The organism is Methylovulum sp., from assembly GCF_028687615.1.
GTDB lineage: Bacteria > Pseudomonadota > Gammaproteobacteria > Methylococcales > Methylomonadaceae > Methylovulum.
The window spans coordinates 182,375-207,744 of record NZ_JAQTZU010000002.1; the positions used below are offsets into that span (position 1 = coordinate 182,375).

Sequence of the window (25,370 nt, forward strand, 5' to 3'; positions counted from 1 at the left end):
TGCGGAACCCTTGAGGGGCGATGCGATACCACTTTATTCAATTTAGGAGAAACACGATGAAATTAACGTTGAACACTGCCATCCTGCCATTGCTCATGCTGATGGCGGTCACTCGGGTGCATCATTTCGGCTCGGCCTGGTCATTGCCCGACGCCTCGTTGGCGGTATTTTTTCTGGCGGGTTTGTACGTCGGCAACCGTGCCTGGTTGGCAGGGTTGTTGGTGGCGGCGGGCTTGCTGGATTATCTGGCGATCAACCAATTTAACGTCAGCGACTGGTGCATGTCGCCCGCTTATGTTTTTTTGATCCCGACTTATGGCGTGATGTGGTTGGCGGGGCGTTACTGCGCGAAAGTTGCCGCGACTGGCAAACGGCAACTGGCGGTTTTTGTGGCTTTGGCGGGATTGGCGGCAACGGCGGCGTTTGTTATATCGAACGGCAGTTTCTTTTTGTTTTCAGGCCGATATGCAGATTTGTCCGTGCTGGATTATAGTTTGGCGGTTGCCAGCTATTTTCCGGCTTATTGGGCGGCTGCGGTGGTTTATGCGTTGGCGGGTTTGGCTGTGGTCAAGGCCGGTGGGGTTTTGATGCAGATTTCAGACCAGCATAAAATGGTTTGATAGTGGTTGTGATTTAACTGTTGCGGAGTACAAACCTAGCACTCAGTCATTTTTATTTTGACGGGTATTTGCGTAGGCCGGAATAAGCCAGTTCGAGCGATAGCAAGCGCTGGTGTTTCCGGCAAACATCCTTTCCATTGCCGGAAACACCCACCCTGCGCTACGCACGGGCGGCCTTATTCCGGCCTACGTCAACTTGGCAGTTTTTGCAAACCAGCAAAAACCTACCAGGTCTACGTCGGGTTATCCGATAAACCCGTAATCCGCCAAGGCGGTGGTGGCGGTGTTGCCGATAATCGCCACTTGGCTGAGTTCGCTGGCGGTGACCAGCGCGTCGGTGTTGGCGGCAGTGAACAAGAACAAGCCAGATGATGCGCCGTTATCCACGGCAAACAACACCGTTTTACCCAGTGAATATCCCGCCGTTGCCGAACCGATGGCGGCGGCGGCACTGGTGGTGTTGATGGCACCGGCAATATTTTGCTGCATGACCACCAATTCCGCGCTATTGGCAAAACCGCCGCTGCCTGATGCCCGCGCAATTCCGCCTTCCACCAGCAGATCGCCGTCCCCGATACGGATACCCGACTGGCTGAACTGTAGCTTATCGCTTGCGGATGCAAAATCCGTGAGGGTGTCAAAGCCCATTTTGCTGTTAAAGACAAACGTATCCGCATTTGAACTTCCCGTGAGCCTATCAATACCCGCCCCGCCTTTTAAAATATTGGCACCGCTGTTGCCGACCAGCGTATCGTTATAATCACTGCCGGTCAGGTTTTCAAAATTCAGCAAAATGTCCGTGCCGGCACCGAGGGTGTTTTGGGCATTGTTGTTGGCGATATTGACCGTCACGCCCGCCGTCGCATTGGCGTAAGATACGGTGTCGATGCCATCTAGCCCCTTGAGCGTGTTGTTGCCTGCGGTTCCTGACAGCGTGTTAGCCAGCGCATTGCCAGTGCCATTCAGTGCGCCAGAACCTAACAAGTTGAGGTTTTCCAGCGTTGCCGCCAGCGTGTAGGAGAATGTGCTGTTGACGGTGTCGATACCGGAGCGGTCACTGATCTGGTCGCCAAAATTGTCGATAAAATATGTGTCGTTGCCTTCGCGCCCGTTTAGGGTGTCTGCGCCACTGGAACCATTCAGGACATTGGCGAAAGCGTTGCCGACTAATACGTCGCCGTCGAGCTTGCTGCCCGTGAGGTTTTCAATACTGATCAAAACATCGCCTGTGGCATCGCCACCGCTGCTCGTGTTTTCCCAAAGCCGGACAGTCACTGCGGTTGATGAAGCCAGATAGCTGGCTGTGTCCTGCCCGCTCCCGCCGTCCAAGGTGTCATTTTTGGGATCATAAAATCCGGGATTGTCGTTTCTGCTACCACCTGTCAATATGTCATCGCCCGCCCCGCCAAGCAAGGTATCGTTACCACCGCCGCCAAATAATTGGTCGTTGCCCGCCCCGCCGAAGAGTAGGTCGTTGCCATCCACGCCACTGCCGTCAGGGCTGGTGCTAAGGTAGCCGAACAATTGGTCGTCCCCTTGTTCCCCGAACAAACGGTCATCGCCTAGCCCTCCTGACAGTTTGTCATTGCCTAAGCCGCCGAATAAATCGTTGTTTATGGCATCGCCAGTGCGGGTGTCATTCGTGCTTGTGGCGGCGCCGATGAAGTTGGCGGTGGTCAGGGCGCCTGGCAGTACGCCGTTGATAAATAGTTTCGTGTCATAGCCATTCACATGATAGATGATGACCAAACTGCTGACCGTAGAAATGTTGCTCAACGCTTTGACGGTGTCAAAATCGCTGATGCCCAGTGAAGACACGTCCAGTTTGTCGAAACCAAGGTCAAAATCCAAGATGCTGTCATTTTGGTTGCCGTTTTCAGCGCGAAGGATAAAGCGGTCACTACCGGCACCGCCAGTCATGAAATCGGAACCCGCACCACCATCCAACTGATCATTGCCATCGCCACCAAATAATTGGTCTTGTTGATCGCCTCCAAACAACAAATCATTGCCGGTACCGCCATACAGCAAGTCATTGCCATCAGAAACCCCATTGATGGCGGCGGTATTGCCGTAGAGTTTGTCATCACCCGCTTCCCCGAATAGCCGGTCATCACCTAGGCCACCCGCCAGCGTGTCATTGCCCAGGCCACCAAAAAAATCATCTTTTAGGCCGCCACCCGTTAAATTGTCATTGTTGGTGCTGGTCGAGTAAATAAAATCGGAGGCGATGAAATCATCTTTTACGGCACCTAGCATAACGGTTGAAAAGGTGCTGTCATTGCGGTAGAAACCGAAGCCGCTGTTTCCAGTCCCTGCATTGCCAAACAGGGTTTGTATTGAGGCAAAATCAGCGATCCCCCATTTTGAAACGTCGATGTGGTCTATACCGAGTTCGAAGTCATTGATTTGATTGTTAGCCGCCGAGCTCTCCTTATTGACGATAAAAATGTCCTGGCCTGCGCCACCAATATAAATGTCATTGCCGTTGCCGCCTTCCAGCTTGTCATTGCCATTGCCGCCCCTGAGTTCGTCATTGCCGTCATCGCCGCTCAGATAATCATTGCCGTCATTGCCCAACAATAAATCGTCGCCACCGAGTCCATATAGTTGGTCATCCGCATTGGTGCCGTCAATTTGTTCGCCGTTATTCGTGCCTGTTTTAATCGCCATGATTGTTTGCCTTTTATAAATAGAGGTTGGAGTAAGAGGAAAATCTATAAAAACTAAGAGATCAGCACTGTGGTCATAAAAATAGGCTAATTCAAACAACTATTAGACAGAAAGTTTCTATTTTACTTGGTAAAATGCTTAATAAACCCTTTTATGCCAACTGCGAAAACGAGTGAATTATGCCAAATAAAACCTTTAGAAAAAGCCAGCCCAAATCGACCATCACGTTGGTTCCAGATTTAGGTATGGAAATCCATGATATTGTCGCTGATTTTAAACGTAATTACAGCCATCGTTTAGGCCGCGACCAAAATTGCCGGTCCCCCCATTACGCTTATGAAGCGTTATCACTGACCATCAGCGACCGTTTGACCGAACGCTGGAAAGATACCCAAAGCGCTTATCGCGAACAGGATTGCAAGCGAGCCTATTATCTGTCGATGGAGTTTTTGATGGGGCGCACCCTCAGCAATGCCATGCTGAACCTGGGTATTTCTGATGCTGTGGAGAAAGCCATGTATGAATTGGGATTGGAAATGGAAGAGCTGATTGAGAGCGAGCCGGATGCGGGTTTAGGGAATGGCGGTTTGGGGCGTTTGGCGGCGTGTTTTATTGACAGTTGCGCGACCTTGCAATTGCCAGTGACCGGTTATGGCCTGCGTTATGAATATGGCATGTTCTGCCAGGCGATAGTCAACGGCGAACAAGTCGAAAAACCTGACCATTGGTTACGATTTGGTAATATCTGGGAAATCGAGCGGTCTGAGTTTACCTACCGGATCAAATTTGGTGGACATACCGAAAAACATATTGATGAAAACGGTTATACCCGCGTAAGTTGGATTGATACCCATGATGTATTAGCGATTCCTTACGATACCCCAGTCCCTGGTTATCAAAACGGCACCGTCAATACCTTGCGTTTATGGAAAGCCACCGCCACCGAAGAATTTGATTTGCAAGAATTTAATGCGGGCGATTATGCCGAATCCGTTGCCGCCAAAAATACCGCCGAAAACATCACGATGGTGTTGTATCCTAACGATGCCAACGAAAACGGCAAAGCCTTGCGCCTGCGCCAGCAATATCTGTTGGCTTCCGCCAGCTTGCAGGATGTGATCGCCAGTTGGGTACACCGGCACGGCCATGATTTTACGGACTTTGCCGAGAAAAACTGTTTCCAGTTGAATGACACGCATCCGAGTATCGCCGTCGCCGAATTGATGCGCTTGTTGATGGATGTTCATGGTTTAGGGTGGGACGCCGCCTGGAAAATCACCCGCAACACGATGGCTTACACAAACCATACCTTGCTGCCCGAAGCATTGGAAAGATGGTCGGTCAATCTATTTAAACAGTTGCTGCCGCGGTTGATGGAAATTATTTTTGAGATCAACGTCCATTTTCTTGCCGAAGTCTCCGCACATTGGCCGGGCGATAAAGACCGTTGCATCCGCATGTCTTTGATAGAAGAAGGCCATGAGCAACAAGTCAGGATGGCTTATCTGGCGATAGTCGGCAGTTTTTCGGTCAATGGCGTCGCCGCGCTACACTCAAAGCTGTTGCAACAGGGCTTGTTCCGTGATTGCTATGAATTGTGGCCGAAGAAATTCAATAACAAAACCAATGGGGTAACGCCAAGACGCTGGCTTGCCAACTGTAACCCCGAACTTGCCAAATTAATCACCGAAACCATCGGTGAGGGCTGGTTGACTAATTTGTCGTTATTGAAAAAACTGGAACCATTTGCGGATGATAAGGCATTCCGTAAACGCTGGTATGACACCCAGCAACAAGCCAAGCAACGGCTGGTTGATTTTAAAAGGCAGGAGCTGGATATTGAGTTGAATGTCGATGCCTTGTTTGATGTCCAGGTAAAGCGTATCCACGAATACAAACGCCAGTTGCTCAATGTCTTGCATGTGATCCATCTTTATGACCGCATCAAGCGTGGGGATACGGCGAACTGGACTAACCGTTGCGTCTTGATTGGCGGTAAGGCCGCACCCGGTTATTTCATGGCAAAAAAGACCATCAAGCTGGTCAATAACGTTGGGGCCGTGATCAACGACGATCCTGAAATCGGTGATAAATTAAAACTGGTCTTCCTGCCTAATTACCGTGTTTCCGCGATGGAAAAAATCTGTCCGGGTGCGGATTTGTCCGAACAAATTTCCACCGCCGGGAAAGAGGCTTCCGGCACGGGCAATATGAAATTCATGATGAACGGCGCGTTGACCATTGGCACCCTGGATGGCGCGAATATCGAAATCCGTGAGGAAGTCGGCGATGAAAATTTCTTCCTGTTTGGCTTGACCGAAGAACAGGTCGAGCAATTACGCCACCATTACGATCCAGTCGGAATCATCAACGACAATGAAGAGTTGAAACGGGTCATGTATCTTTTGGAATGCGGACATTTCAACCAGTTTGAACCGGGTATTTTTGATGCAATCATTTCATCGTTGAAAAGCCCTTCAGACCCCTGGATGACGATTGCCGATTTCGCCAGTTTTGTCAAAGCACAGAAACGGGTGGAACACGCCTTTCAGGATAAAGACCGCTGGATCAAAATGAGCATTTTAAATTGCGCCGGTAGCGGCAAGTTTTCCACTGACCGCACTATCAATGAATACAATCAGGAGATTTGGCGTTTGACGCCGGTGGCTGTTAATCCCATTTAAGCATTTTTCCTGTCATTTGGCATTAGCCAGGGTTTCCTGGCTAATGCCGCAAGTTGATTTAAGTTAGGTCTCTTTTATTTTACAATCACTTGTGTTGAATTAATGTTTTCTATAGAAAACTTAATTGAGCGTCGTTTTTGATCCATCCGGTTCAAGGCTTCCACTGCGTTTAAATTTATACCCCTCCACAAAATCCTTGCTGACGCCAAGCTTCATAGCTGATGACCGCGACGGCGTTTGATAGGTTGAGGCTCCGGTTATTGGGCATCATCGGAATTCTTAGGCGGCGGTCAGGAGCAATGCTGTCAAGCACTTCAACAGGCAGGCCCGATGTTTCGGAACCAAAAAGCAATACGTCACCCGTTTGAAAAATCATTTGGTCGTAGGATTGTGTTGCTTTGGTGGTGCACGCAATTATCCTCCTGCCTTGCATGGCGGCAACAAACTCAACATAGTTTGGATAGTTAGACACTCTAGCGAGATCATGATAATCAAGACCCGCCCTCCGAAGGTTTTTTTCCTTCAGATCAAAACCCAGCGGCTCGATCAAGTGCAAACTGAATCCGTTATTGGCGGTTAAACGTATGATGTTGCCTGTATTTGGAGGGACTTGGGGTTCAAAGAGGGCAATATGGAACATGTTGACAGGCTTAGTAAGGATTTGCGAAATTGACCCCAGCGGGAAACTGGGTTTGTTGTTCCGATTCTAAAGCAGCAAAAAGCGAATAGCCGGATTATTTATTCCGATTAGGCAATTTAGAACGTTTTAATGTGGTTTATTGGGATGCGGGGATAAGCTGTTTTTGATTTTTACCCATCCGCCCTAATGAACGGGTGGGCTGTATTTACTTTTTTCTTATAGGAAACAACGATGTGGATTATCATTTTTATAGTGGCATTGCTGTTTGTATTAGGTGGCGCGTTGTTATTGTTACGTTCGGCAAAAACACCGAAAATACCCAAGCAACTAAAGCCCCAAGCCTATGATGATGATGACGATGATGGTGGTTGGTAGCGTAAACCCCGATTGAAAATTCTATAATTACCAGGGCATGCTGTGTCGTATCTGATGTTACCCAGTTACTTGCGTACCGCTGTGGAAAGCGATGCTTACATTGGCTTGCTACTCCGCATTGATTCAGAACGCTGGCAATAATTATCGGATTGCATTTCGATGAGCCTTGATACGGTGCGTCTGAATTCAAACGCCCCATCGCCTTCGGTGTAAAGGGCTTCGGCTGGCACTTGTGCGCTACAGACCAGTTTTATCGTGTGTTCATACAGCACATCAATCAAGGTCATAAAACGTTTGGCTTCATTGCGTTTTTCAGCCGTCAAGCAGGGGATCGCCGCAATGATGACGATGTTGAAGCGGTTTGCGATTGCCAAATAGTCCGCTGAGCCTAAAGCCTGCCCACACAGTTCGTCAAACGATGAAAACAGTATGTCTTTATGCAACGCGGTCAATTGGATTTCCCGCCCTAATACCGTGATGCTGCCGGGCTGCGATAAAGTGCCGCCCGTCAATTGTTGAAAATATTGCCAAGTGGCTTCTTGCGTAGCACCATCACCTGATTGGCCCAGGTTTGCCGATGGATAAAAATAAGTGCGTTGTTGGGTGGCTTGAAAGTTCAGCCGGTAATCTTGATGGGCGGACAGTTCGACAATATTGGCGGCATTTTGTAGGACTTTGACAAAAAATAAAAACTGTTCCCGTAGCAAACCGCCTTGATATAAATCATTCGGATGGCGGTTGGAGGTGATTACGACCACGAGATCCAGTTCAAACAGCTTACTGAACAAACGCCCTAAAATCATGGCGTCGGCTATGTCGGTGACATGAAATTCATCAAAACATAACAGGCGTACGGAGCCGCGGATATTTTTCGCCAGTACCGAAATAGCGTCGGCTTGGTCTTGTTTTTGCCAACTATGGATAAATGCGTGAACTTCCTGCATGAAGGTATTAAAATGCACCCTTCGTTTTTGGCTAATCGGACAGGCATCGTAGAACAACGCCATCAACATGGATTTGCCGCGTCCGACATCGCCAAAAATGTACAGGCTCTGGCAAGGCTTTGAAAGAAAAGGCCGGTTGCCGGAATCGTTGGCGACCAGCCATTCCAGAATCTGTTGCAGATATTCCAAAGTCTGGATTTGTGCCGGATCGTATTGGATATGTTTTTGTGCAACCCGTACGATATACTGTTCCGCCAACAAACCTGACATATCAGGGCTTGTATCTAAGGGTAGCAAATCGAATTGTCGAAAAATTTTTTTTAGCATGGTTCGTAAGCGATGACAAAAACACCAGTTTTTGTTTGGTAATGTTGCAAGTATCAGTCATGAAATATTCATACCATGAAATATTCATACCATGAAATATTCATACCATGAAATATTCATACCATGAAATATTCATACAAAGAGTAGCATTATTTGCTATGGCAAACCATCGGCAGTTATCCCGGACAAAAAATTCCCCTCAAAATCTGTTTAACGCCAGTTGGCTATTGAAAATACAGGGCGTTAGCATTCCGCATTATTAGCTAGTGTGGTAATATTCACGGTTTTTGCTCCTTTCATTCGGAGTCATCTATTTTATGATTAAACAGCGAACTTTAAAAAATACCATCCGTGCCACGGGTGTGGGCTTACACAGCGGTGAAAAGATTTATTTGACACTGCGTCCTTCAGAACCCAACACTGGTATTAGGTTTCGTCGCGTCGATTTGGCTGAGCCAGTCACTATCAAGGCTTCGCCTGACAATGTTGGCGAAACGGTATTATCGACCACATTGGTCGCAGGCCAAGTCAAAATTTCCACGGTAGAACATCTGCTGTCGGCTTTTGCCGGTTTAGGCATAGACAATGCCATCATTGATGTCAGTGCGGCGGAAGTGCCTATCATGGATGGTAGTGCCGGGCCGTTTGTATTCTTATTGCAATCGGCAGGCGTTGAAGAACAGGAAAGCCCTAAGCAATACATCCGCATTAAGCGCAGTATCCGTGTCGAAGAAGGTGACAAATGGGCGTCATTTGAGCCTTTTGACGGCTTTAAAGTGACTTTTACGATTGATTTTGAGCATCCGGCGTTTGAAGAAGATGTCAAAACCGCAACGATGGACTTTTCGTCAACCACGTTTGTGAAAGAAGTCAGTCGGGCCAGAACTTTTGGTTTCATGAAAGACATTGACATGTTACGGCAAAATAATCTGGCCTTGGGCGGCAGTCTTGACAATGCCATTGTGGTTGATGACAGCAAAATTCTCAATGAAGAAGGCCTGCGTTGTGCCGATGAGTTCGTCAAGCACAAAATCCTGGATGCGATTGGTGATTTGTATCTGCTAGGACATAGCTTGATCGGCGAATTTACAGGCTATAAATCGGGGCATGGTTTGAACAACAAATTATTGCGCAAACTGCTCGAAGAAACTGACGCCTGGGAAATGGTCACTTTCGACGATGAAGGCGACGCACCGATTTCCTTTATGCGTTCCGCCCAATCGCAACGTCCAGAAGCCTAAAAAATTTATTTGGCTTCACGTCCACCATAGTCCGTGGGGCGCGGTTTGTGCCCCAAGATTATCCCTGCATTTTCAGCTCTGTACCTGCCTAGCAGCACACTGCTCGATCAAATCCAAGCTTAGTATCCGCAAGGTATCAGCAAGCAAAAGACGCCTCAGCCAACTATTAATTATGGCTCAAAAAAAACCTTCTGACCGATGATTCTCCAGGATGAAAAATTATCCAGATGAACATCGCCCAGAAGGTCAAGGGGTTTCGATGAAAAATACAAATATGTTCCCTAAGTACACTAGCAATAAAGGCAAACGGAACATGCCAAGTTATACCAAAACTTTATGGTAAAGATCCTTATCCCCCGATTATTTGTTGTAAAAATCCCACTCAAAACACTATGCAAACACCGAAGCGTGCAAAATAATACGCTTCCATTGCATTAAAATTGCTTGTAAAACCAGGTTCAAGGATATTATGCTTTACCAAGCCCTAGTATTTAGAGCCAACACCTTATTTCCATGCGGAGTTTATGGTTTTAATAAGGGCAATCAACACCTAAGACATCTGGTTGTGATATTTCAATTGCCGAAGCACAGCCGAATTAAATGCCCAGTCTTGTCAAGCTAAGCTTAAAGGATCGTCGATTATGAAAATCAGTACATTGGGTTTCCCCCAAACTGAAGAAAGCAAACTCGGCAAAATTCTGCCGTTGGCCAAACACCGGCAATTCAGCTTGCAGCCGTTTCTGCCCCAGGATTTGCCGGACGTTTTGCTCGTGTTTGGTGATGCCGACCATTACTCAACTGAGCTTAATCACCTGCCTGCCGGACATGCGGTCAAAATTGTGACCGTCGCCAAGCAGCCCCCGGCGCAGGATACTTATTACCACCTGCCTTTTCCGTTGGTGGCATCGCGGGTGTTGCGGGTATTGGACAAGCTTTCGGCAGCCGATGGAATGGATTCAAATCTTGTTAAAACTAAGGTGGATGAGGGCATAAAAATACCGGAAGCAGGACAAGGCGCAGCCAAAACTGAACTGCTTGTTGGACCCGTTATAGATGCAACCAGTGTAGCCGTTACAATCCCTGCCGATGTTATTGAAAACCAAACTCTGCCCCAATACCGGGTACTGGTGGTTGATGATAGCTTGCCGATGCAAAAAGCGTTGGCACTGGAGCTGGAAAAATTAGCGGCAAGCGTCCACATTGATTTTGCCGGCAGTGGCGAAGAAGCCTTGGAGCAAACGGCGGTTAAAGAATATGATTTTATATTCTTGGACATCATGATGCCCGGCATAGATGGGTTTGAAACGTGCAGCCAAATGAGAAACCGCCCGAACATGAAAAAACTCCCGATCATCATGCTTTCGGCAAAAACTTCGCCTATGGATGAGGTAAAAGGGGTGATTTCAGGATGCACCACTTATCTGGTCAAGCCCATCGTCCATGAGGAATTTCAGAAGGTCATGCAGAGGATCACCAAATGGGTGGACAATTTTACTCTTCGTGGACAGGTTGCCGGCAACTAACCAATCCAAATAAATGGGCATACCAATGACCACGAAAAAAAAAATCCTCATAGTGGACGACACCCTGATTGATCAGCATCGGATTTGCACCATCCTTGGCAATGCCAATATCGACGTGGTTATTTTATTGGCACAAAATGGCAAGGAAGGTTTGGAAAAAGCGCGTAACGAACATCCTGACCTGATTTTTATGGATATTCTTATGCCGGAAATGGACGGATTTTCCGTGTGCCGAAAAATAACCACATCCGCCGACACGAAAGATATTCCCGTGGTCATCGTATCGATTAAAAACCAGCCGGTCGATAAAATGTGGGCGACTTTGCAAGGCGCGGTGGCGATGATCACCAAACCTTACACCGATGACCAGATACTTGAACAGGTTGCAAACTTTATCCAGGCCCGCCATGAATGACATCCTGCCAGTTACGCAAGACACGCCGGAATTGGACATTCCTGCAATTCGCCACGGCTTTAGCGTCGACCAATTGAATTTGCTGATGCCGACCGGAATCCCTGTAGAATTGTTTGATGAAGCCAATTGGTCACCGATTCCCTTGACCCCCTCTTGGTTTAAAGGCATGACCAACCTTCGCGGTGATGTCATACCTGTGTTCTCCCTGCCGCAATTGTTGTCGGCAAAATCGCAGCAGACCACCGCCAAAAACCAGAATTGGCTGTTAATCCTGGATAAGCCACCCAGAATGTCCGGCCTGTTGATAGACAGCTATCCACAATTGCTCAATGCCTTGCAAGAAATTGACCCGGCATCCGTCACCGACGTTCCCGCGCTGATAAAACCCTATACGACCCGTGCCTATCAGGCCAATGACCAGAATTGGTTGGATTTTGACTGCGACGCCTGGTTGCTGTCATTGAAAACATTGTTTCAGAATTATCTATCATTACGCTGATTGACCGGTGCAACATCGCCGCCATTGACTTGCGAGGAACCGACATGCCTTTATTGACGCTGTTTCAAAATTTAAAGCTCCCGATCAAATTTATTATTGTGACGGGTTTTTTGGGCATAGGCTTAGTGTCTTTAGGGCTTAATTATTACCAAACCGTCCAGATTGAAGAACATTCACTGGAAAGGAATAAGCAACTGGGCACTTTGTCCAGCCTTATTGATGCGGTGACTATTGATGTGCTGGAAGCCAGGGCTTATCAAAAAGACTACCAGTTGAAACAACAAGCACTTGCCATTGATAATTTTGACGAAAGCATGTCCCTGGCCAATGATGCGACGGTCGCCGTTGAATATTTTTTGCGTAACGACGAAGATAAACAACTGGTCGACACGATCCAGGGGCGGCTGAAAAATTATCAGGACGAATTCCATAAAATCGTTGATCTTGGCAATGCCTCTACAGAAAAAAAGCCCATACTCTACGCCCGCATCGATAGCCTGATCAAAGCGATGGAGCCATTGATGGACAGGTTTTTCGCCATTAAGCAGGATTACCAGGCACTGGATAAAATGGTTTCTGATACAGAAAAAAACCTTAAATTTAACCTGTTTGTCGCTTCCATCATGGTGATGCTGTTCGCGTTGATGGCGACGTTCATCATTTTACGTAACGGTGTGTTAAAACCAGTGGAAATTATCCAAAATGCCGTCAGAAAAATTTCCTTGGGCGATACCGAAACGAGAAGCCGCTTGGACAGCACCGATGAATTGGGCACACTGGCAACCACCCTGGATAATTTGCTGGATGAAAGGATGCGGGCCTTGATGCTTAAACAGCGTGAAAACGATTTGATGAATGATTCCATTATGCAGATGATTCATAAAGTCTTCGCCCTCAGCCAGCGTGACCTGACGATTTATCTGCCCGTTGCCGAGGATATTACCGGAGCGATTTCCGATTCCATCAACCAACTGAGCGAATCCATCCGAAGCGTGTTGGAAAACGTCCGGGCGGTCGCCGAAAAAGTCGTCGATACGTCCAACCAAGTCAAATCGCAATCGAACACGGTGATCCAATCGGCACGCGAGGAGCAAGAGGAAATTGAACAAACCTTGGCTGAACTTGAAAAAGCGGTGGCAGCCATGCAACTGATTTCCGAATTGGCGCAATTGACCAACGAGGCGTCTTTACAAGCGATTGACACCACTAAAAATGCCGAACAATCGGTGTCGCAAACCATAGGCAGCATCAACAAAATCCGTAACACGATCAATGATGCCGAAAAGAAAATCAAACGCTTGGGTGAGCGTTCCCAAGAAATTGGCGGCATCGTCAAATTATTGAACCGCTTTTCTGCAAGGACCCATTTGTTGGCGATGAATGCGAGCATGCAGGCCAATTCATCAGGTGCCGCCGGAAAAGGTTTGCTGGGGGTGGTCGAGGAAGTGCAAAGGTTGGCGGAAAGTTCCAGCGAAGCGGCGGCCGAGATCGAACAATTGGTCAATAACATCCAACAGGAAACCGCCGATACCGTGAAGGCGATGAATGCGGTGATCAGCAACGTCGTCGAAGGTACGCAACTGGCAGGACAAGCCGGTGAGCGTATGCAGCAGACGCGGGCGACGACGGAATCGCTGGTCGAATCCATACAGCGTATCGCCGATAACGCCATTGCCCAAACTGCGGTCGCCGAACAATTGCGTTTCCGCGCCGTCAGCATTGATGCCAGCGCCCAATCCACTTACGATAAAATGACCCAACAAGCACGCCTGTCCGAAGATTTGGTCTGGTCGGCGAAAGAATTGCAGGCGGCCATAGGCGTGTTCAAACTGAAGCCATAAAGCTTTTGGACATCGACAAAGAAAAAACATCAGGCTTCTTTAGCACGGTCACACAGGTAAACCTATGCAAGCCCAATTTGTTGAAAGCATCATCACGACCCTCGATCACGAACTGCATTGTTTGCAAGTCGGGCAAGATAAAGAAGCCTTGCTGGGGCGGCTGTCGTCCGATTGGCAAGATCTTATCGCATTGGCCGGGGAACAAAATTATCTAGGTTTAGCCGATTTGTTGGCTTTTTATGTTGAGTTACAGGAACAATTTATTGCCGATAAAACCAGCCTAAACGATCACGATTGGCTTTTTTTGTCACAAGGCGTTGCCCTGCTTAAGATGTTCCTGCAAACCGGCGATGCCGTGGCAATGACAGAACTGCTGGAGTTTTTGCAGTATCCGCTGTGGATAAATCCCGTGGCTGCCGAAGATATAGCTTATTTACAAGATTTGCTGGCAACAGACCGGCAACTGTTGGCGGAACCGGAAATATTGCCAGTGCCAGCGGTAACGACAGCGGGGGCCGGGCAGTCATCCAGCGACGAAGTGGGTGATGATGAAGGCGGCTTTTGCCAGATTGACCCTGAGTTATTGGTTGGGCAAATGACGGTCGATGCCGCATTAGCCAATATGGTCGGCGGGCAATGCGTGTTATTGCTCCAGCAATGGCAAGCCCCCGCCAATGTACCGGACTTGCTCGCCAAAACCTTGGAGGCATTGCAACCCATTATCCGCGCAACCGAAACCATCCAGCTTTGGGGCGGCAAATGGGTGTTGTCCGGTTTGCTGAAAAATTTGCAGTGTTATCAGGAAGACATGGAATTGATCGGCGATGCAACGCCGTTATTGTTCGAGCAGGCTTTTGCCGCGATCAGTAGGTATTTTCAGGACATGACCGCGCCATCAAACCAGGCGGCGCTGATTGAGGTTTTCGAAAATCCCGAATGGCCTTTTTGTTTGAGCGAAGGGCAAAGTGCGTTTTTAAAGCAACTCTTTGCCCAGGTGCAGCTTGCCGCCAAGCCCGTCATAGCGGTCGAATCGGTGGCCGGGCAGGATATGAGCCTGGACATTCCCGATGAAGTCGATCCGCAATTGCTGGACATGGTGTTCCTCGATTTGCCGGCACAGACGGAAGACTTTGCCAAATTCCTGCATCAATTCCTTAAAACCAAAGACCGCGAAGCCTTGCACACGGCACAACGGGTGGCGCATACCGTCAAAGGCCTCGCCAATATGCTGGGTGTCAAAGGCCTCGCCACGCTGACCCATCGGCTAGAGGACATACTGGAGCTTTTGCACGGACAAGGGCTGGCACCCGATAACATCCTGGCCGAGGCATTGGTTGAAGCGTCAGATTGTCTGGCGGCGATGGGCGAAGCTTTATTGATGCGGACATCGGCGCCGGAGATGTCCTTGGTGGTGTTGCAAAAATTGGCGGATGCACATTATCGCTTGCAGACTGGCGAAATTAGCGAAATGGGCGAAACGGGCGCAGCCTTCCCTGAACCACCAAACGGCATAGTGGCGGAGCCAGCGGTAGGCAACCAGGGGATGCAGGATACGGTCAGCCGCGAAGAAACGTATATCCGGGTCCCAAAAAACTTGCTGGAGAATCTGTTCCGTATTGCCGGCGAAGTCAAAATCCTCGACGCCCAGCTTGATGAGCAGTTAAAACAAGTTAGAAGCCTGCTTAAAAGTGGCGGTGTGCGTTACCGGACTTTGCAAAGGGTTATCACCGATCTTGAACAATTGATAGCGACTGGTTTAAACAATCAAGTCGCCAGCACGGCGCATGATTATTTAGAAGGCCGTTTCGACCATTTGGAAATGAACCGTTTCAATGAAATGCACAGCAGTATTTCCAGATTGTATGAAGCCACTGCCGATAGCCGCGAGATCGAGTGTGCGGTGGAAAACTACCTGCGGAAAATGCACGCCAGCGTGTTGGGCTTGACGCAATTGCACGAAGAAAATCTGGAAAACATCCTCGATACCCGTTTGGTGCCCGTGGAATCCTTGACACCTCGCTTGCAACGCACGCTCCGGCAAGCTTGCCGGATGGCAGGCAAACAAGCCGAATTGACGGTCGTAGGGGAAGACACGCTGATTGACAGCCAAATCCTCAACCAATTGGCAGACCCGTTGATGCACATTATCCGCAATGCCGTGGATCATGGTTTGGAAACGCCTGAGTATCGGTTGCAGGCCGGCAAGCCAGAAAACGGGCAAATTACCCTAAGCTTTGCCAAAGAAACCGACCGGATTGTTGTGGTTTGTGCGGATGACGGGCAAGGGATTAACCGTCTGGCTATCAGGCAAGTGGCCCTCAGCAAAGGCCTGGTTGAGCCAACGGCTACGTTAAATGACCAAGACATAGACCGCCTGATCTTGATCCCCGGCTTTTCCACCAGCGCGTCAGTCAGCCAATTGTCGGGCCGGGGGATAGGCATGGATGTGGTTTATCAAGAAATTATCCGTTTGAAAGGCAAGTTGGAAATCTATTCAAGCCCAGGACAGGGATGCCAATTCACCTTGTCGATTCCGTCCAGTTCCTTGTTGCTGAAGGCCACACTGGCACAATGCGGTGCTTATACCTTGTCAATTATCCAGTACGGCATAGACCAAACCATTCCGTCCGATGAGGGTGAATTCCACGAAGCGGGGGAGGATATGTGGTTCCATTACCAAGGGGAACGTTATCAAGCCTATGGCATAGAATCCTTGGTGGGTGTCCCCGCGCCGTATTATGCAAGGAAAACGGATTTCCATGTATTGCTGGTCAATCTGGGACAAGGCGAAAAAGTGGCGGTGATGGTCGAGAAGCTGCTCGATAGCCGTGACCTGGTTTTTAAAGACTTGGGCCGCTATGTCCCGCATAATCCCGCGATACCTGGCGTCACCATCTTGGCGGACGGGCAAGTTTCCGCCGTGCTGGATTTGCCGGAAGCACTTCGGCATAAAAGTACCTATAATCAACGGATTATGGCTTTTGTGGCACAAACCGTGGTCAAGAAGCTACCTAAAATTTTGGTCGTTGATGATTCGCTCAGTGCGCGTAAGTCGTTGGCGACATTGTTAAAAGACAGCGGTTACGAAGTCGCCACCGCGATAGATGGGCAAGATGCCTTAAGCCAGATTGAAGCCAGCCAGCCGGATTTGGTCATCACCGATATGGAAATGCCCAGGATGAACGGCGTGGAATTGACGGCAACGCTCAAACAACAACGCCGTACCGCCAAACTTCCGGTGCTGATGGTCACATCGCGTTCCACCGACAAACATCGCATGGAAGCCGGCATCGTCGGCGTCAATGCTTATTTGACCAAACCTTGGTCAGAAACTGAATTATTGCAACAAATCGAGGCATTATTATGAAAATTGGAATCCCTAAAGAAATCAAAGACCAAGAGGGCAGGGTCGCAATGACCCCTGCGGGTGTGCAGGCTTTACTGGCGCAGGGGCATACTGTCGTTGTGGAAAGCGATGCGGGTTTGGGCGCTGGATTTACCAACCAGCAGTACCAGATGGCAGGCGCAAAATTGGTGCCGGTGGCGCAAGCCTGGGATGTTGATTTGGTGGTCAAAGTCAAGGAACCATTACCTGCCGAATACCCGTATCTCGATACGCAAATGGTGTTTACCTTTTTCCATCTTGCCGGCGTAACGCCTAGCCTGACCGAAGCCCTGCTGGCAAAAGGCACGACGGCGATAGCTTACGAAACCTTGGAAGACGGGCACGGGCGTTTGCCCATCCTTGCCCCGATGAGTGCGATAGCGGGCAATATGGCAACGCTGATGGGTGCTTATTATCTCGCCCGGTTCAACCAGGGCAAAGGTTTGCAGTTGGGGAAAGTGCTGGGCAAACCCCACGGAAAAGTGGTGGTGGTTGGCGATGGCGTGGTCGGGCAACATGCCGCGCAAGTCGCTTGCGGCATGGGCGCACAAGTGTGGGTTGCAGGCATTGATGCCGGTTTTATGGCAAGCATCAAAGCCAAGGTCTTGCCCGAAGCAAATTTCTTCTTATCCAGTCCTGAAAATCTCAGCCAGCATATTGCCGATGCCGACCTTGTCGTCGGTGCCGTGCTTTGCCGTGGCGCGCTAGCCCCCAAAATCATCACCGAAGCGATGATCCAGTCCATGACCACGGGTTCGGTGGTGGTCGATGTCAGCATAGACCAAGGCGGCTGTATCGCCACATCCAAACCCACCAGCCATTCCCATCCCGTGTTTATCGAGCATGGCGTGGTCCATTATTGCGTCACCAACATGCCCGGAGCTTATCCTAGAACAGCCACCGTCGCGCTGGAAGATGCCACCTTGCCTTACACCGTCGCCATTGCCGCTCTGGGTAAAGCCGGGCTGATGTCCGACCAGCGGTTCGCCAAAGCCGTCAATGTCATGGACGGAAAAATCACCTGCAAAGCCGTTGCCGAGGCTTTGGGGATGATGGATGTGTGGGCGGGATAAATGTTTGGCTAACCCTGATAGGTTTGTCCGGTTTTAAGTGATGTGGACAAACCTAGCAGCTCCCCTTTGGTTTTGTCGGGTATCCCTTTCAGGACATGAATCCAAAGGCATTTACAGGGTTTTCTACATGACGTAGTGTAAGCAGCCTGTTGACGTTGGGGATAATGCTGATAATCTTTTGTGAGCTTATCTTGGTTAAATACCAAACGACACGTCCGATTCATTAGAGGTACTTTTATGCAAACATTAAAAAAACAATTAAAACAAAATCTGGTCTTGATTTTTTTCAGCACCCTCCTATTGGCTAATAACCCGGCGACGGCAGAAACAGATCAAGCATCCCAGGAAAAATTGCTCAGGGCACGGGTGCTGAATAATCAGCAAAAAGCTGATCATTCAGCCCATTTAAAACCTATAGAAAAGGCTCTGGAGTTTCATGGCGTATTTTACGGGTATCTCCCTTGCAATGACTGTGACGGGATTAAGGTGACGTTGTCATTAAAACAAAATAACAATTATCTACTGGTGACCCAGCCAGCAAGAAATTCCTCAAAGGAGTTTTATGAAAAAGGAAAATATACTTGGAATGATAAAACCCGCACCGTAGTTTTAACATCGCGTAAGGACGGAAGCATACGGCAATATCGTATTGAAGATGAAGGGACGATCATTCAGCTTAACAATGATGGGTCACCGATGGCAGGTGATAAAGACAGCTATGCTTTACGCAGAAGCGATAAGGTAAAGTCGCGTGAGGTGCATATTCACTGAGTGGTCTGTCAGGATGGCGTACACGGAATTTGGATCCACGATGGATTAAACCGGGACAACTTGCCGGTGTAGTGTTTTATCCGGGGCATCCGTTTGCTTGCAGTTTGTATGGTTCGGCTGCCCAGTTCAAAGTTTAGCCAAAAGCGGGAATCCACTTCGAAACCAACAAACAACCATAACATGTTGTTTTTGTTTATAAAAAAAAGACAACAATTCATCCAGATGTATAACCTTGCTTTGTACATAAGAACAAAATTCTTTTGGTTTATGGTGTTGCTAACCAAGTCAACTCAAGACGCATCATCAAAAGTTTACAAATTTGTACCAATCTAAGATTTCCGTGCAGCAGAGCGGCGCATATCCCGCCATCAAAGGCAAATCGACATGGATACCGCCACGATCAGCCAAAAAATCGGGCAACCGCTAAGGATTTGGCCATTAATAACTTTCCGATATTAAGACCTGACAGGTTTTTGAAACCTGTCAGGTCTAGGGAGTTTCAAGAATGGTTCAGGGAAGTTATTTTTAGCCAAATCCTAACTACCCCGCCCAATTTGTTATTGGCGTGTGGTATCGGTTTTATCATCGGCGAATTGACTAAACAATTCCCGGCTACGGACGAAAACGGCAATAACGGGCCAGCCAACAAAACCACGCCTTTCAAAATTACCCTGAACCTGTTTTCGTCTATCCAAACCTTGTACACGGCTTTGCCATTGGTTTTGATGATGACATCGGCCTTTGAAACGAAAACGGAAAGGCGTTGAACATAGGCCCCGATTAATTTAATTAAAAGCCTGCTTGCTTTATAGCCCTCTCTATTTCCTCTTCGTCGCAGACTATTCCGTCTAAATTGCTTTCGATGACTGAATTTATGCTTAATTCTTTATCAATTTCCTTTATCGCCTCTTCTTGCATAAAGTGTTTAAAAAACATACGCATAACGTGGTTTACACCGATGTCTGTCACTTGCCTCAAGTCGTCTTGGAAGTATCGGTCAGCACTCGCTGGCGACGTGATAATTTCGTATGAAGGAAAATAAATGACATGATCAAATATTTTTTCAATTTCATCCGCAGCGACCCGCAGGGCGGCTTTGCTTACAGTGGTAGAAACCCATACATGCCTGTTTTCATAAGTCGCTATCAGCGGTACTGGGGATACCGTCAATAGTATGTTGATCTTGGGATTGACTGATGTGGCTTTTTGTACAAAGTCCTTTAAATCAGCAATAACTTCATTGGCGGTAAAATTAACGAATTCATGATCTTTTTCAGCAAATAAACCACCCGCAACTCCCGGTGCCAAGGGATAGATCGCACCATCCTTTTTTGACCGCCACGCCTCTGTCAACCCCAGTGTCAATATCAACCAATCACTTTCCTCAAAAATAGTTTTTACGCAAGCCAAGTGTTTCGCGCGGTCTTCTAACAGTTGCTCTTTTGATTCAAAGCCATTCGGTTCTATTTGGGGTCTAAAAGCGTCGATATAGACTGAATCCTTCCTCCAGATGTTTTCGTCCGGTTTAAAAAGTCCAAAAGCCCGGTCAAATAATTGCACGGCTTGTTTCACCGTATAAAGATTCCCATAGCGGGCTGAAAATATGCCGTAATTTTTTTTTGTTGCTTCTGCGTTATCAAGCCCTGGCGGGGGATTTTCGGTAACGAAATAATTAAATCCAGATTTTGCTATATTTTTTGCCAAATGTTGGGCGAAGCAGCTTCCCATCGTGGAGACTTTATCTGTTGCCTTTATCGTTTTGTACTTAACGACGGGGTCAATATGGCCCGGCGCGGGGGCTGTCATCGCCTTGAACCAAAAATGGTAATCTTGCAGTGTAGAGTAAGGGTTCGTCATCTTTTTTTCAGCTCCGTATTTAACACACTGTCCAGATGGGGGATTGGCCATTTAGAAACCAGATCTGAGGGTTGTATCCCTTGCTCCAAATATTGCTGATAGGCAAAATCCAGGTAAGATTCCAGGCCTTCGATTTCTTGGTTTCCTATTCGCCAAACGTAGTTTCCCACGAGTCCCAACTCCTGGCCTATCTCTGGATAAAGCGGCCAAATTGTCCCGATTAAGCTGTCTGGAATAATTATTTTTCGCTTGACAATGCCTTGATCAGCACCCAATCGAATTGCTATCAATTTACAAAATTCGACTATTGTCTCCGCGCTGGGATGATTTACTGAGTGCATAAAAACGCCCCTTCGTTTAACCGCTAAGAAGAATTGATTAAACTCTATGTCGCTGAAATCATTTTGACGAAATGAAAGTTTTAATCGCTCTGCATTTGCTCCCCATTGGTCAAAATACCCCAATGCCTTAAAAGTCGAGCCGTTAAACAGCCTTACTGCATCCGATGTATCAATTTGATTATTAAACGCCCAGATCGCAATTTGGGAGTTGTAATGCACTTTTGTTAATGTATTCGCAGACTTTTTTTCCGCATAGCACAAATCCGGATGGAAGGCGTGAAAATTGATGCTTGGAACTTTTATGACTTTGACAGGAAGATTTTGGGCTAACTCAAACCTTCCTCCAGTTATCCAAATAGCAGCATTTGCCAATTCTGCGATGAGCGCATTGCTCCCCTTTTTGTCGTTAGCTGCTGATGCCCGAATTGGGACGATGACTTTACCAGGATAGATCGCTCTCATTGTAGCGGCGATACCGCCCGTTTGACAATTTGATGAAATGACAATTGTTTCACTCATAATTCGCTTTGCTTGCGAAGTTTACTCATTTTACACCGCGCTATTGGTAGATTTATCGAAAAATGCCGTCCTAGCATTGTCAATTAATTTCATTGCTTTGGCAATAACATGCGAAGCGCCAAAAATAAAAAAGTCCTTCGGCGGCCAAGCATACTCGAATAGCCAAGATGACCTTGATAGCCAAAGTGAAATATACTTTGCCGGTAGCGAAAACAAAAACGACCTTGCGGCCGTGGGTTCGGTAAAGGTCGAATTTTAACTTGGAGCCGTTGCAATAAACGTGCAGTCGGGCAATTTTTTCTGCCCGACTTTTGGGTGTTCAATTGGATGTTATCTATTAATAGATGTTGGGTGTTACGATACCAAGATATTGGATTTCATCGCTGTTACAGGGCTATCCAGAATTTATTCTGCTGGTGTGGCATGGTGTTGGGTATGCCCCGGTATTTCATTATTGCCGTGATCGCTGGCCTGGGCATCAAACCAAAAATGCAGTGCCTGCACCAACAGGGGATATTCTGTTGAATAGTGAATCTGCGCCCCATTTGCTAAAGCTACATATTCAAATTTTATATCATCAGGTTTAGCGGTTTTTAACTGGGCTAAACCCGGCATACCCGCTCCGTGTATACGTTCGCTCACAGAAAAATCACCTTTCCTGAAGTCATTGGCAAGCTTGAGTAAATAAGCTTGGATCAATTTTATTTGCCTAGTATTGGCTGCTGATTTGACGACCAGATGTTGGACACCGCCGTGGACTGTTTTGGTGAAGGACTCCACAGTTTGGTCTACTGCAAAGGGCGTTACTTCCTGCATGCGTTGCTCCACTTCAGCGATCTGTTGGGTACCGCTTGTGTCAAGGGCCAGGCTTGTTGTAGAAAAAATCAAAAGTCCTGTTAAAACTATCAGCTCATGTTTCATATCCGTACTCCTCGTTTATTTTCTTATAGTCGATTGGAAGTGTTTATTTCAACTTCATTCAAGTGACATATTTTCAGGGGATCAGGTTCAAACAAGTCAATCTAATAATAAAGCTTCATGGCGTTGCCGGGCGATTAGCCGGACTTCTTCTTCAGCGTCGTCAAACAGGTGTTGTAGCAATGCGGGAGATGCCCGTAACGCCACTTCATAGCGGACGGTCCAGTCGTCGTCCTTGCTTATTAACTCCAGATCGTCAGGTTCCATGCGCTGGGCAATAATACGACGAATGCTGACTTCGGGATCGTTGACCATCAGGCCCAGGCTGACGGCGGGGATGCGCTCGGCTACCGTGCGGCGGACTTCATTGTCGGGGTCGGCGACCAAGCGGAATAAGCGGCCTTCCGGCAGGCGTTTGGCGACATAGACCCGTACCAAATAATCAGGGTCAGTGACCATCAACTCCAATTCTTGCTCCGGCAAGCGGTCGGCGACGGTGATCCTGACTTCCCGGTCAGGATCGTTACGCAAATCTCTCAGCCACTCCAGCGGTACACGGTAGGCCAGCACTCGCCTGACCGCTTCGTCGGGATCGGTCAGCAATGGCTGCAATTGGCTGGTCGGCAAATACCGCGCGGCGATGGCCCGCCGTTCCCAGAAGCCGTCTTGGGTGTAATCGGCGGCAAGGCCCGGATTGGCGCGGAAAAACCGGTCGATTTGCCGTCCGCTGTCGGCGATGACGCAACAATCACCTGGCTTGCAAGCACCCGCCACCAGTAATGTCCCTCGATAACCGCAAAGCGAGCAGTCTGCAATAGGTGTCAGATCCGTTATGTCATTATCCTTTTGGCTAGAATCCATTGTCTAGGCCATTTCGGTAGCTACTGGCAAAAGCTGCGGGGTGATTCGCGCCAACCAGATTTTCAGCCTGTCCTCAGTCAGGTGCGGCTGGGTGCGCTGATCCAGTGCCAAGCCGACAAAGCGGTTATCGATGACGGCATGGGAATGTTCAAATTGATAGCCCTCCGTATCCCATTGGCCGACGATATTGGCGCCGTATCCGTAAAACAGCCGGTAAAGGTGGATCATCGAACTGGCGAAGCGGTCGGCGTAGCGTTCCTGATTCCCCAAACCAAACAGCGCGACGCGTTTGCCGGACAGGTCGGCATCGTCCAAATAAGGCACAAACTCCGCCCAATTGGCCTCCATGCACCCGGTGGCCAAGCCCGGTAATTCCCCAACACCATAACTGGGAGTGCCCAAAATCAGCGCATCATACTGCAACAATTCGGCAACGCTGGTGCGGTTGATGTTTTTAGGCTTGTCCGCCAAGCCGTCACCCAATAGGCTGTAAATCTTTTTAGCCACCAAGCGGGTGCTGCCCGTATCTGTTCCGAAAAAAATGCCGATTTTGTTCATAATTCACCTGTGATCAAGATTGCAGGACAAGGGGGCGTACTGTTGTATTTACTATAACCAGCAAAATTCGATCCAAACGCTAGTCATATTATTTGATATTTATTATCAGATACATAGCCGGTTTTTGTGCGGCAATATCTTGGCAATTGTGCCAGTATGACGACAAATGACATCCGGGACTGGGAGATTTGCGACATCGTGGTGATATGGCGGCTTTTGATGCCAAAGTGGCAATGAAATACTGGCATGGCGATTGGCTTTTTCCCGCGGCTCCGTTTTATGAGGGATCTGCGGCATCTTCTCCTTCGTCCAGCGCATCGGCAAGCAGGCCTTGCTGGCGGATCATGGCTTTGAAAGCTTTCATCACGGGGCGCGAGATAGCTGTTTCCGCCAGCAGGCGTTTTTCATAGATGAGGTTTTTTATCGCATCATCGGGATGCTTGCGGGCTTGTTCAATCAACAGGTGGAGTGCCGTATCGAATAGAACACCGGGGCAAGACTTCACCTCGTCGTAAAGCTGTTCCATCACCTTTTTTTCCGCTGTCCGCATCTTGCATTTGCCGTCAAGGATTTTCAGTATCACGGTGATAGCGCAATCTACATGAACCGGTGTTAAAGGATGTGCCAACACCCAGCGGGCGACAGGGTCTTTGTTCATACGTCCTCCCCGTTTGTGGTAAGGCTTTGCATATAGTCGAGCAACGACGCTTCGATGGCCTCGTAGCCGTAACGCGAAACGGCGCGGACTCCGACGGCCTTGAGCTTTTCCGTCGGCCCGTCGCCGATTTTGGCAACGAAAACGGCATGGCAATCTTTGATGCTTTCCAAGATGCCGGCCATAGCACTCTGGTCGGAATGTTGGCCTAGGCAGTAATGGGCCACCTCGCGCGTTTCCAGTAGGCGGCAGTAGTCGGGTGTGGACTCGTAAATCCGAAACTGTTTGGCATGCCCAAAGTGTTCGCTGATCGCCAAACCTTCCTTGCTGGCTACCGCCAGTTTTATTGGAAATTTAATCATGATTGGCCCCCTCCCATCCATAGTTCCACGCTCCAGAGGGTGCACCGGAGCGTGGGAACGGTATAGGGTGGTATTTTTATGGTTTGCATGGCGGGAAATGGATGCGGAAGGTTTTTATAGGGTTTTATAAGTTTTTTATACAAGCAAGAGCGATACCAAATCGTGTAATACCAATCCCAACAAGTTTTCATATTTAAAGCATAGGATTATACTTGAGCTTTAAAGTAAAGACTAAAGAAAGGAGGCCGCCATCTCACGCCCAAAACAATTCCCCTTATCGCTCCAGGC

General features: G+C 48.3%; 22 protein-coding genes. 12 read left to right on the plus strand and 10 right to left on the minus strand.

The features are described 5' to 3' along the window. Positions 1 to 56: 56 nt before the first annotated feature. A complete protein-coding gene (locus tag PHH59_RS02185) occupies positions 57 to 620 on the plus strand; it encodes a hypothetical protein (protein ID WP_300010513.1) in 564 nt (187 codons plus the stop codon). Between the two features lie 243 nt (positions 621 to 863). Here the strand turns inward: PHH59_RS02185 and PHH59_RS02190 are convergent, their stop codons facing one another. Next, positions 864 to 3,293, minus strand: coding sequence for a hypothetical protein (locus PHH59_RS02190; RefSeq protein WP_300010516.1), 2,430 nt, complete (start codon positions 3,291 to 3,293; stop codon positions 864 to 866). Positions 3,294 to 3,472: 179 nt separating this feature from the next. Between PHH59_RS02190 and PHH59_RS02195 the strand changes: the two genes are divergently transcribed. Continuing rightward, a complete protein-coding gene (locus PHH59_RS02195) occupies positions 3,473 to 5,977 on the plus strand; it encodes a glycogen/starch/alpha-glucan phosphorylase (protein ID WP_300010519.1) in 2,505 nt (834 codons plus the stop codon). A 175-nt stretch (positions 5,978 to 6,152) separates the two neighbouring features. Here the strand turns inward: PHH59_RS02195 and PHH59_RS02200 are convergent, their stop codons facing one another. Further along, positions 6,153 to 6,617, minus strand: a complete 465-nt coding sequence (locus PHH59_RS02200) for a tRNA (cytidine(34)-2'-O)-methyltransferase (protein WP_300010522.1) — start codon at positions 6,615 to 6,617, stop codon at positions 6,153 to 6,155. A 231-nt stretch (positions 6,618 to 6,848) separates the two neighbouring features. Here PHH59_RS02200 and PHH59_RS02205 point away from each other — a divergent pair, with 231 nt between their 5' ends. After that, positions 6,849 to 6,992 carry a hypothetical protein gene (locus PHH59_RS02205; protein WP_300010525.1) on the plus strand — a complete coding sequence of 48 codons (144 nt, stop codon included), beginning with the start codon at positions 6,849 to 6,851 and terminating at the stop codon, positions 6,990 to 6,992. A gap of 95 nt (positions 6,993 to 7,087) precedes the next feature. Here the strand turns inward: PHH59_RS02205 and zapE are convergent, their stop codons facing one another. After that, the gene (zapE, locus tag PHH59_RS02210; RefSeq protein WP_300010528.1) at positions 7,088 to 8,263 is read right to left on the minus strand and encodes a cell division protein ZapE; all 1,176 of its coding nucleotides are present in this window, start codon (positions 8,261 to 8,263) and stop codon (positions 7,088 to 7,090) included. 317 nt (positions 8,264 to 8,580) lie between these two features. On the opposite strand from zapE, the gene lpxC reads away from it, so the two are divergent. The 9 genes from lpxC to PHH59_RS02255 all read left to right on the plus strand — a co-directional run bounded on the left by lpxC (position 8,581) and on the right by PHH59_RS02255 (position 19,778). Continuing rightward, complete coding sequence (lpxC, locus tag PHH59_RS02215; RefSeq protein ID WP_300010532.1) at positions 8,581 to 9,504, plus strand: UDP-3-O-acyl-N-acetylglucosamine deacetylase; 924 nt, start codon at positions 8,581 to 8,583, stop codon at positions 9,502 to 9,504. A 641-nt stretch (positions 9,505 to 10,145) separates the two neighbouring features. After that, positions 10,146 to 11,027: a response regulator gene (locus tag PHH59_RS02220; RefSeq protein WP_300010535.1), complete on the plus strand. Its 882-nt coding sequence runs from the start codon at positions 10,146 to 10,148 to the stop codon at positions 11,025 to 11,027. Positions 11,028 to 11,052: 25 nt separating this feature from the next. Continuing rightward, positions 11,053 to 11,442: a response regulator gene (locus PHH59_RS02225; protein WP_300010538.1), complete on the plus strand. Its 390-nt coding sequence runs from the start codon at positions 11,053 to 11,055 to the stop codon at positions 11,440 to 11,442. Beyond that, complete coding sequence (locus tag PHH59_RS02230; protein ID WP_300010540.1) at positions 11,435 to 11,941, plus strand: chemotaxis protein CheW; 507 nt, start codon at positions 11,435 to 11,437, stop codon at positions 11,939 to 11,941. The genes PHH59_RS02225 and PHH59_RS02230 overlap by 8 nt, the downstream gene beginning before the upstream one ends. Positions 11,942 to 11,985: 44 nt before the next feature. Beyond that, positions 11,986 to 13,782, plus strand: coding sequence for a methyl-accepting chemotaxis protein (locus PHH59_RS02235; protein WP_300010543.1), 1,797 nt, complete (start codon positions 11,986 to 11,988; stop codon positions 13,780 to 13,782). Between the two features lie 64 nt (positions 13,783 to 13,846). Then, positions 13,847 to 17,149: a response regulator gene (locus PHH59_RS02240; protein ID WP_300010546.1), complete on the plus strand. Its 3,303-nt coding sequence runs from the start codon at positions 13,847 to 13,849 to the stop codon at positions 17,147 to 17,149. Next, positions 17,146 to 18,240, plus strand: coding sequence for an alanine dehydrogenase (gene ald / locus PHH59_RS02245; RefSeq protein WP_300010550.1), 1,095 nt, complete (start codon positions 17,146 to 17,148; stop codon positions 18,238 to 18,240). Before PHH59_RS02240 ends, ald begins: the two co-directional genes overlap by 4 nt. A 237-nt stretch (positions 18,241 to 18,477) precedes the next feature. After that, positions 18,478 to 19,011 carry a copper resistance protein NlpE gene (locus PHH59_RS02250; RefSeq protein ID WP_300010553.1) on the plus strand — a complete coding sequence of 178 codons (534 nt, stop codon included), beginning with the start codon at positions 18,478 to 18,480 and terminating at the stop codon, positions 19,009 to 19,011. Positions 19,012 to 19,484: 473 nt separating this feature from the next. Beyond that, positions 19,485 to 19,778 carry a hypothetical protein gene (locus PHH59_RS02255; protein WP_300010556.1) on the plus strand — a complete coding sequence of 98 codons (294 nt, stop codon included), beginning with the start codon at positions 19,485 to 19,487 and terminating at the stop codon, positions 19,776 to 19,778. Positions 19,779 to 19,800: 22 nt separating this feature from the next. Here the strand turns inward: PHH59_RS02255 and PHH59_RS02260 are convergent, their stop codons facing one another. The 7 genes from PHH59_RS02260 to PHH59_RS02290 all read right to left on the minus strand — a co-directional run bounded on the left by PHH59_RS02260 (position 19,801) and on the right by PHH59_RS02290 (position 25,082). Beyond that, positions 19,801 to 20,868, minus strand: a complete 1,068-nt coding sequence (locus PHH59_RS02260) for a GSCFA domain-containing protein (RefSeq protein WP_300010559.1) — start codon at positions 20,866 to 20,868, stop codon at positions 19,801 to 19,803. Next, positions 20,865 to 21,728, minus strand: a complete 864-nt coding sequence (locus PHH59_RS02265) for a WcbI family polysaccharide biosynthesis putative acetyltransferase (RefSeq protein ID WP_300010562.1) — start codon at positions 21,726 to 21,728, stop codon at positions 20,865 to 20,867. Before PHH59_RS02265 ends, PHH59_RS02260 begins: the two co-directional genes overlap by 4 nt. Before the next feature lie 405 nt (positions 21,729 to 22,133). Further along, positions 22,134 to 22,649 carry an aspartate carbamoyltransferase gene (locus tag PHH59_RS02270; protein ID WP_300010565.1) on the minus strand — a complete coding sequence of 172 codons (516 nt, stop codon included), beginning with the start codon at positions 22,647 to 22,649 and terminating at the stop codon, positions 22,134 to 22,136. A 96-nt stretch (positions 22,650 to 22,745) separates the two neighbouring features. Then, positions 22,746 to 23,507 carry a 4Fe4S-binding leucine-rich repeat protein gene (locus PHH59_RS02275; RefSeq protein WP_300010568.1) on the minus strand — a complete coding sequence of 254 codons (762 nt, stop codon included), beginning with the start codon at positions 23,505 to 23,507 and terminating at the stop codon, positions 22,746 to 22,748. A 3-nt stretch (positions 23,508 to 23,510) separates the two neighbouring features. Further along, positions 23,511 to 24,065, minus strand: coding sequence for a flavodoxin (locus PHH59_RS02280; protein ID WP_300010571.1), 555 nt, complete (start codon positions 24,063 to 24,065; stop codon positions 23,511 to 23,513). Between the two features lie 277 nt (positions 24,066 to 24,342). Next, positions 24,343 to 24,723 carry a hypothetical protein gene (locus tag PHH59_RS02285; protein WP_300010574.1) on the minus strand — a complete coding sequence of 127 codons (381 nt, stop codon included), beginning with the start codon at positions 24,721 to 24,723 and terminating at the stop codon, positions 24,343 to 24,345. Further along, positions 24,720 to 25,082, minus strand: coding sequence for a NifB/NifX family molybdenum-iron cluster-binding protein (locus PHH59_RS02290; RefSeq protein WP_300010577.1), 363 nt, complete (start codon positions 25,080 to 25,082; stop codon positions 24,720 to 24,722). The genes PHH59_RS02285 and PHH59_RS02290 overlap by 4 nt, the downstream gene beginning before the upstream one ends. Positions 25,083 to 25,370 lie beyond the last annotated feature (288 nt).

Coding starts and splice junctions, on each gene's coding strand:
- PHH59_RS02185 (WP_300010513.1), top strand. CDS start 57: ATGAAATTAACGTTGAACACTGCCATCCTGCCATTGCTCATGCTGATG.
- PHH59_RS02190 (WP_300010516.1), bottom strand. CDS start 3,293: ATGGCGATTAAAACAGGCACGAATAACGGCGAACAAATTGACGGCACC.
- PHH59_RS02195 (WP_300010519.1), top strand. CDS start 3,473: ATGCCAAATAAAACCTTTAGAAAAAGCCAGCCCAAATCGACCATCACG.
- PHH59_RS02200 (WP_300010522.1), bottom strand. CDS start 6,617: ATGTTCCATATTGCCCTCTTTGAACCCCAAGTCCCTCCAAATACAGGC.
- PHH59_RS02205 (WP_300010525.1), top strand. CDS start 6,849: ATGTGGATTATCATTTTTATAGTGGCATTGCTGTTTGTATTAGGTGGC.
- zapE (WP_300010528.1), bottom strand. CDS start 8,263: ATGCTAAAAAAAATTTTTCGACAATTCGATTTGCTACCCTTAGATACA.
- lpxC (WP_300010532.1), top strand. CDS start 8,581: ATGATTAAACAGCGAACTTTAAAAAATACCATCCGTGCCACGGGTGTG.
- PHH59_RS02220 (WP_300010535.1), top strand. CDS start 10,146: ATGAAAATCAGTACATTGGGTTTCCCCCAAACTGAAGAAAGCAAACTC.
- PHH59_RS02225 (WP_300010538.1), top strand. CDS start 11,053: ATGACCACGAAAAAAAAAATCCTCATAGTGGACGACACCCTGATTGAT.
- PHH59_RS02230 (WP_300010540.1), top strand. CDS start 11,435: ATGAATGACATCCTGCCAGTTACGCAAGACACGCCGGAATTGGACATT.
- PHH59_RS02235 (WP_300010543.1), top strand. CDS start 11,986: ATGCCTTTATTGACGCTGTTTCAAAATTTAAAGCTCCCGATCAAATTT.
- PHH59_RS02240 (WP_300010546.1), top strand. CDS start 13,847: ATGCAAGCCCAATTTGTTGAAAGCATCATCACGACCCTCGATCACGAA.
- ald (WP_300010550.1), top strand. CDS start 17,146: ATGAAAATTGGAATCCCTAAAGAAATCAAAGACCAAGAGGGCAGGGTC.
- PHH59_RS02250 (WP_300010553.1), top strand. CDS start 18,478: ATGCAAACATTAAAAAAACAATTAAAACAAAATCTGGTCTTGATTTTT.
- PHH59_RS02260 (WP_300010559.1), bottom strand. CDS start 20,868: ATGACGAACCCTTACTCTACACTGCAAGATTACCATTTTTGGTTCAAG.
- PHH59_RS02265 (WP_300010562.1), bottom strand. CDS start 21,728: ATGAGTGAAACAATTGTCATTTCATCAAATTGTCAAACGGGCGGTATC.
- PHH59_RS02270 (WP_300010565.1), bottom strand. CDS start 22,649: ATGAAACATGAGCTGATAGTTTTAACAGGACTTTTGATTTTTTCTACA.
- PHH59_RS02275 (WP_300010568.1), bottom strand. CDS start 23,507: ATGGATTCTAGCCAAAAGGATAATGACATAACGGATCTGACACCTATT.
- PHH59_RS02280 (WP_300010571.1), bottom strand. CDS start 24,065: ATGAACAAAATCGGCATTTTTTTCGGAACAGATACGGGCAGCACCCGC.
- PHH59_RS02285 (WP_300010574.1), bottom strand. CDS start 24,723: ATGAACAAAGACCCTGTCGCCCGCTGGGTGTTGGCACATCCTTTAACA.
- PHH59_RS02290 (WP_300010577.1), bottom strand. CDS start 25,082: ATGATTAAATTTCCAATAAAACTGGCGGTAGCCAGCAAGGAAGGTTTG.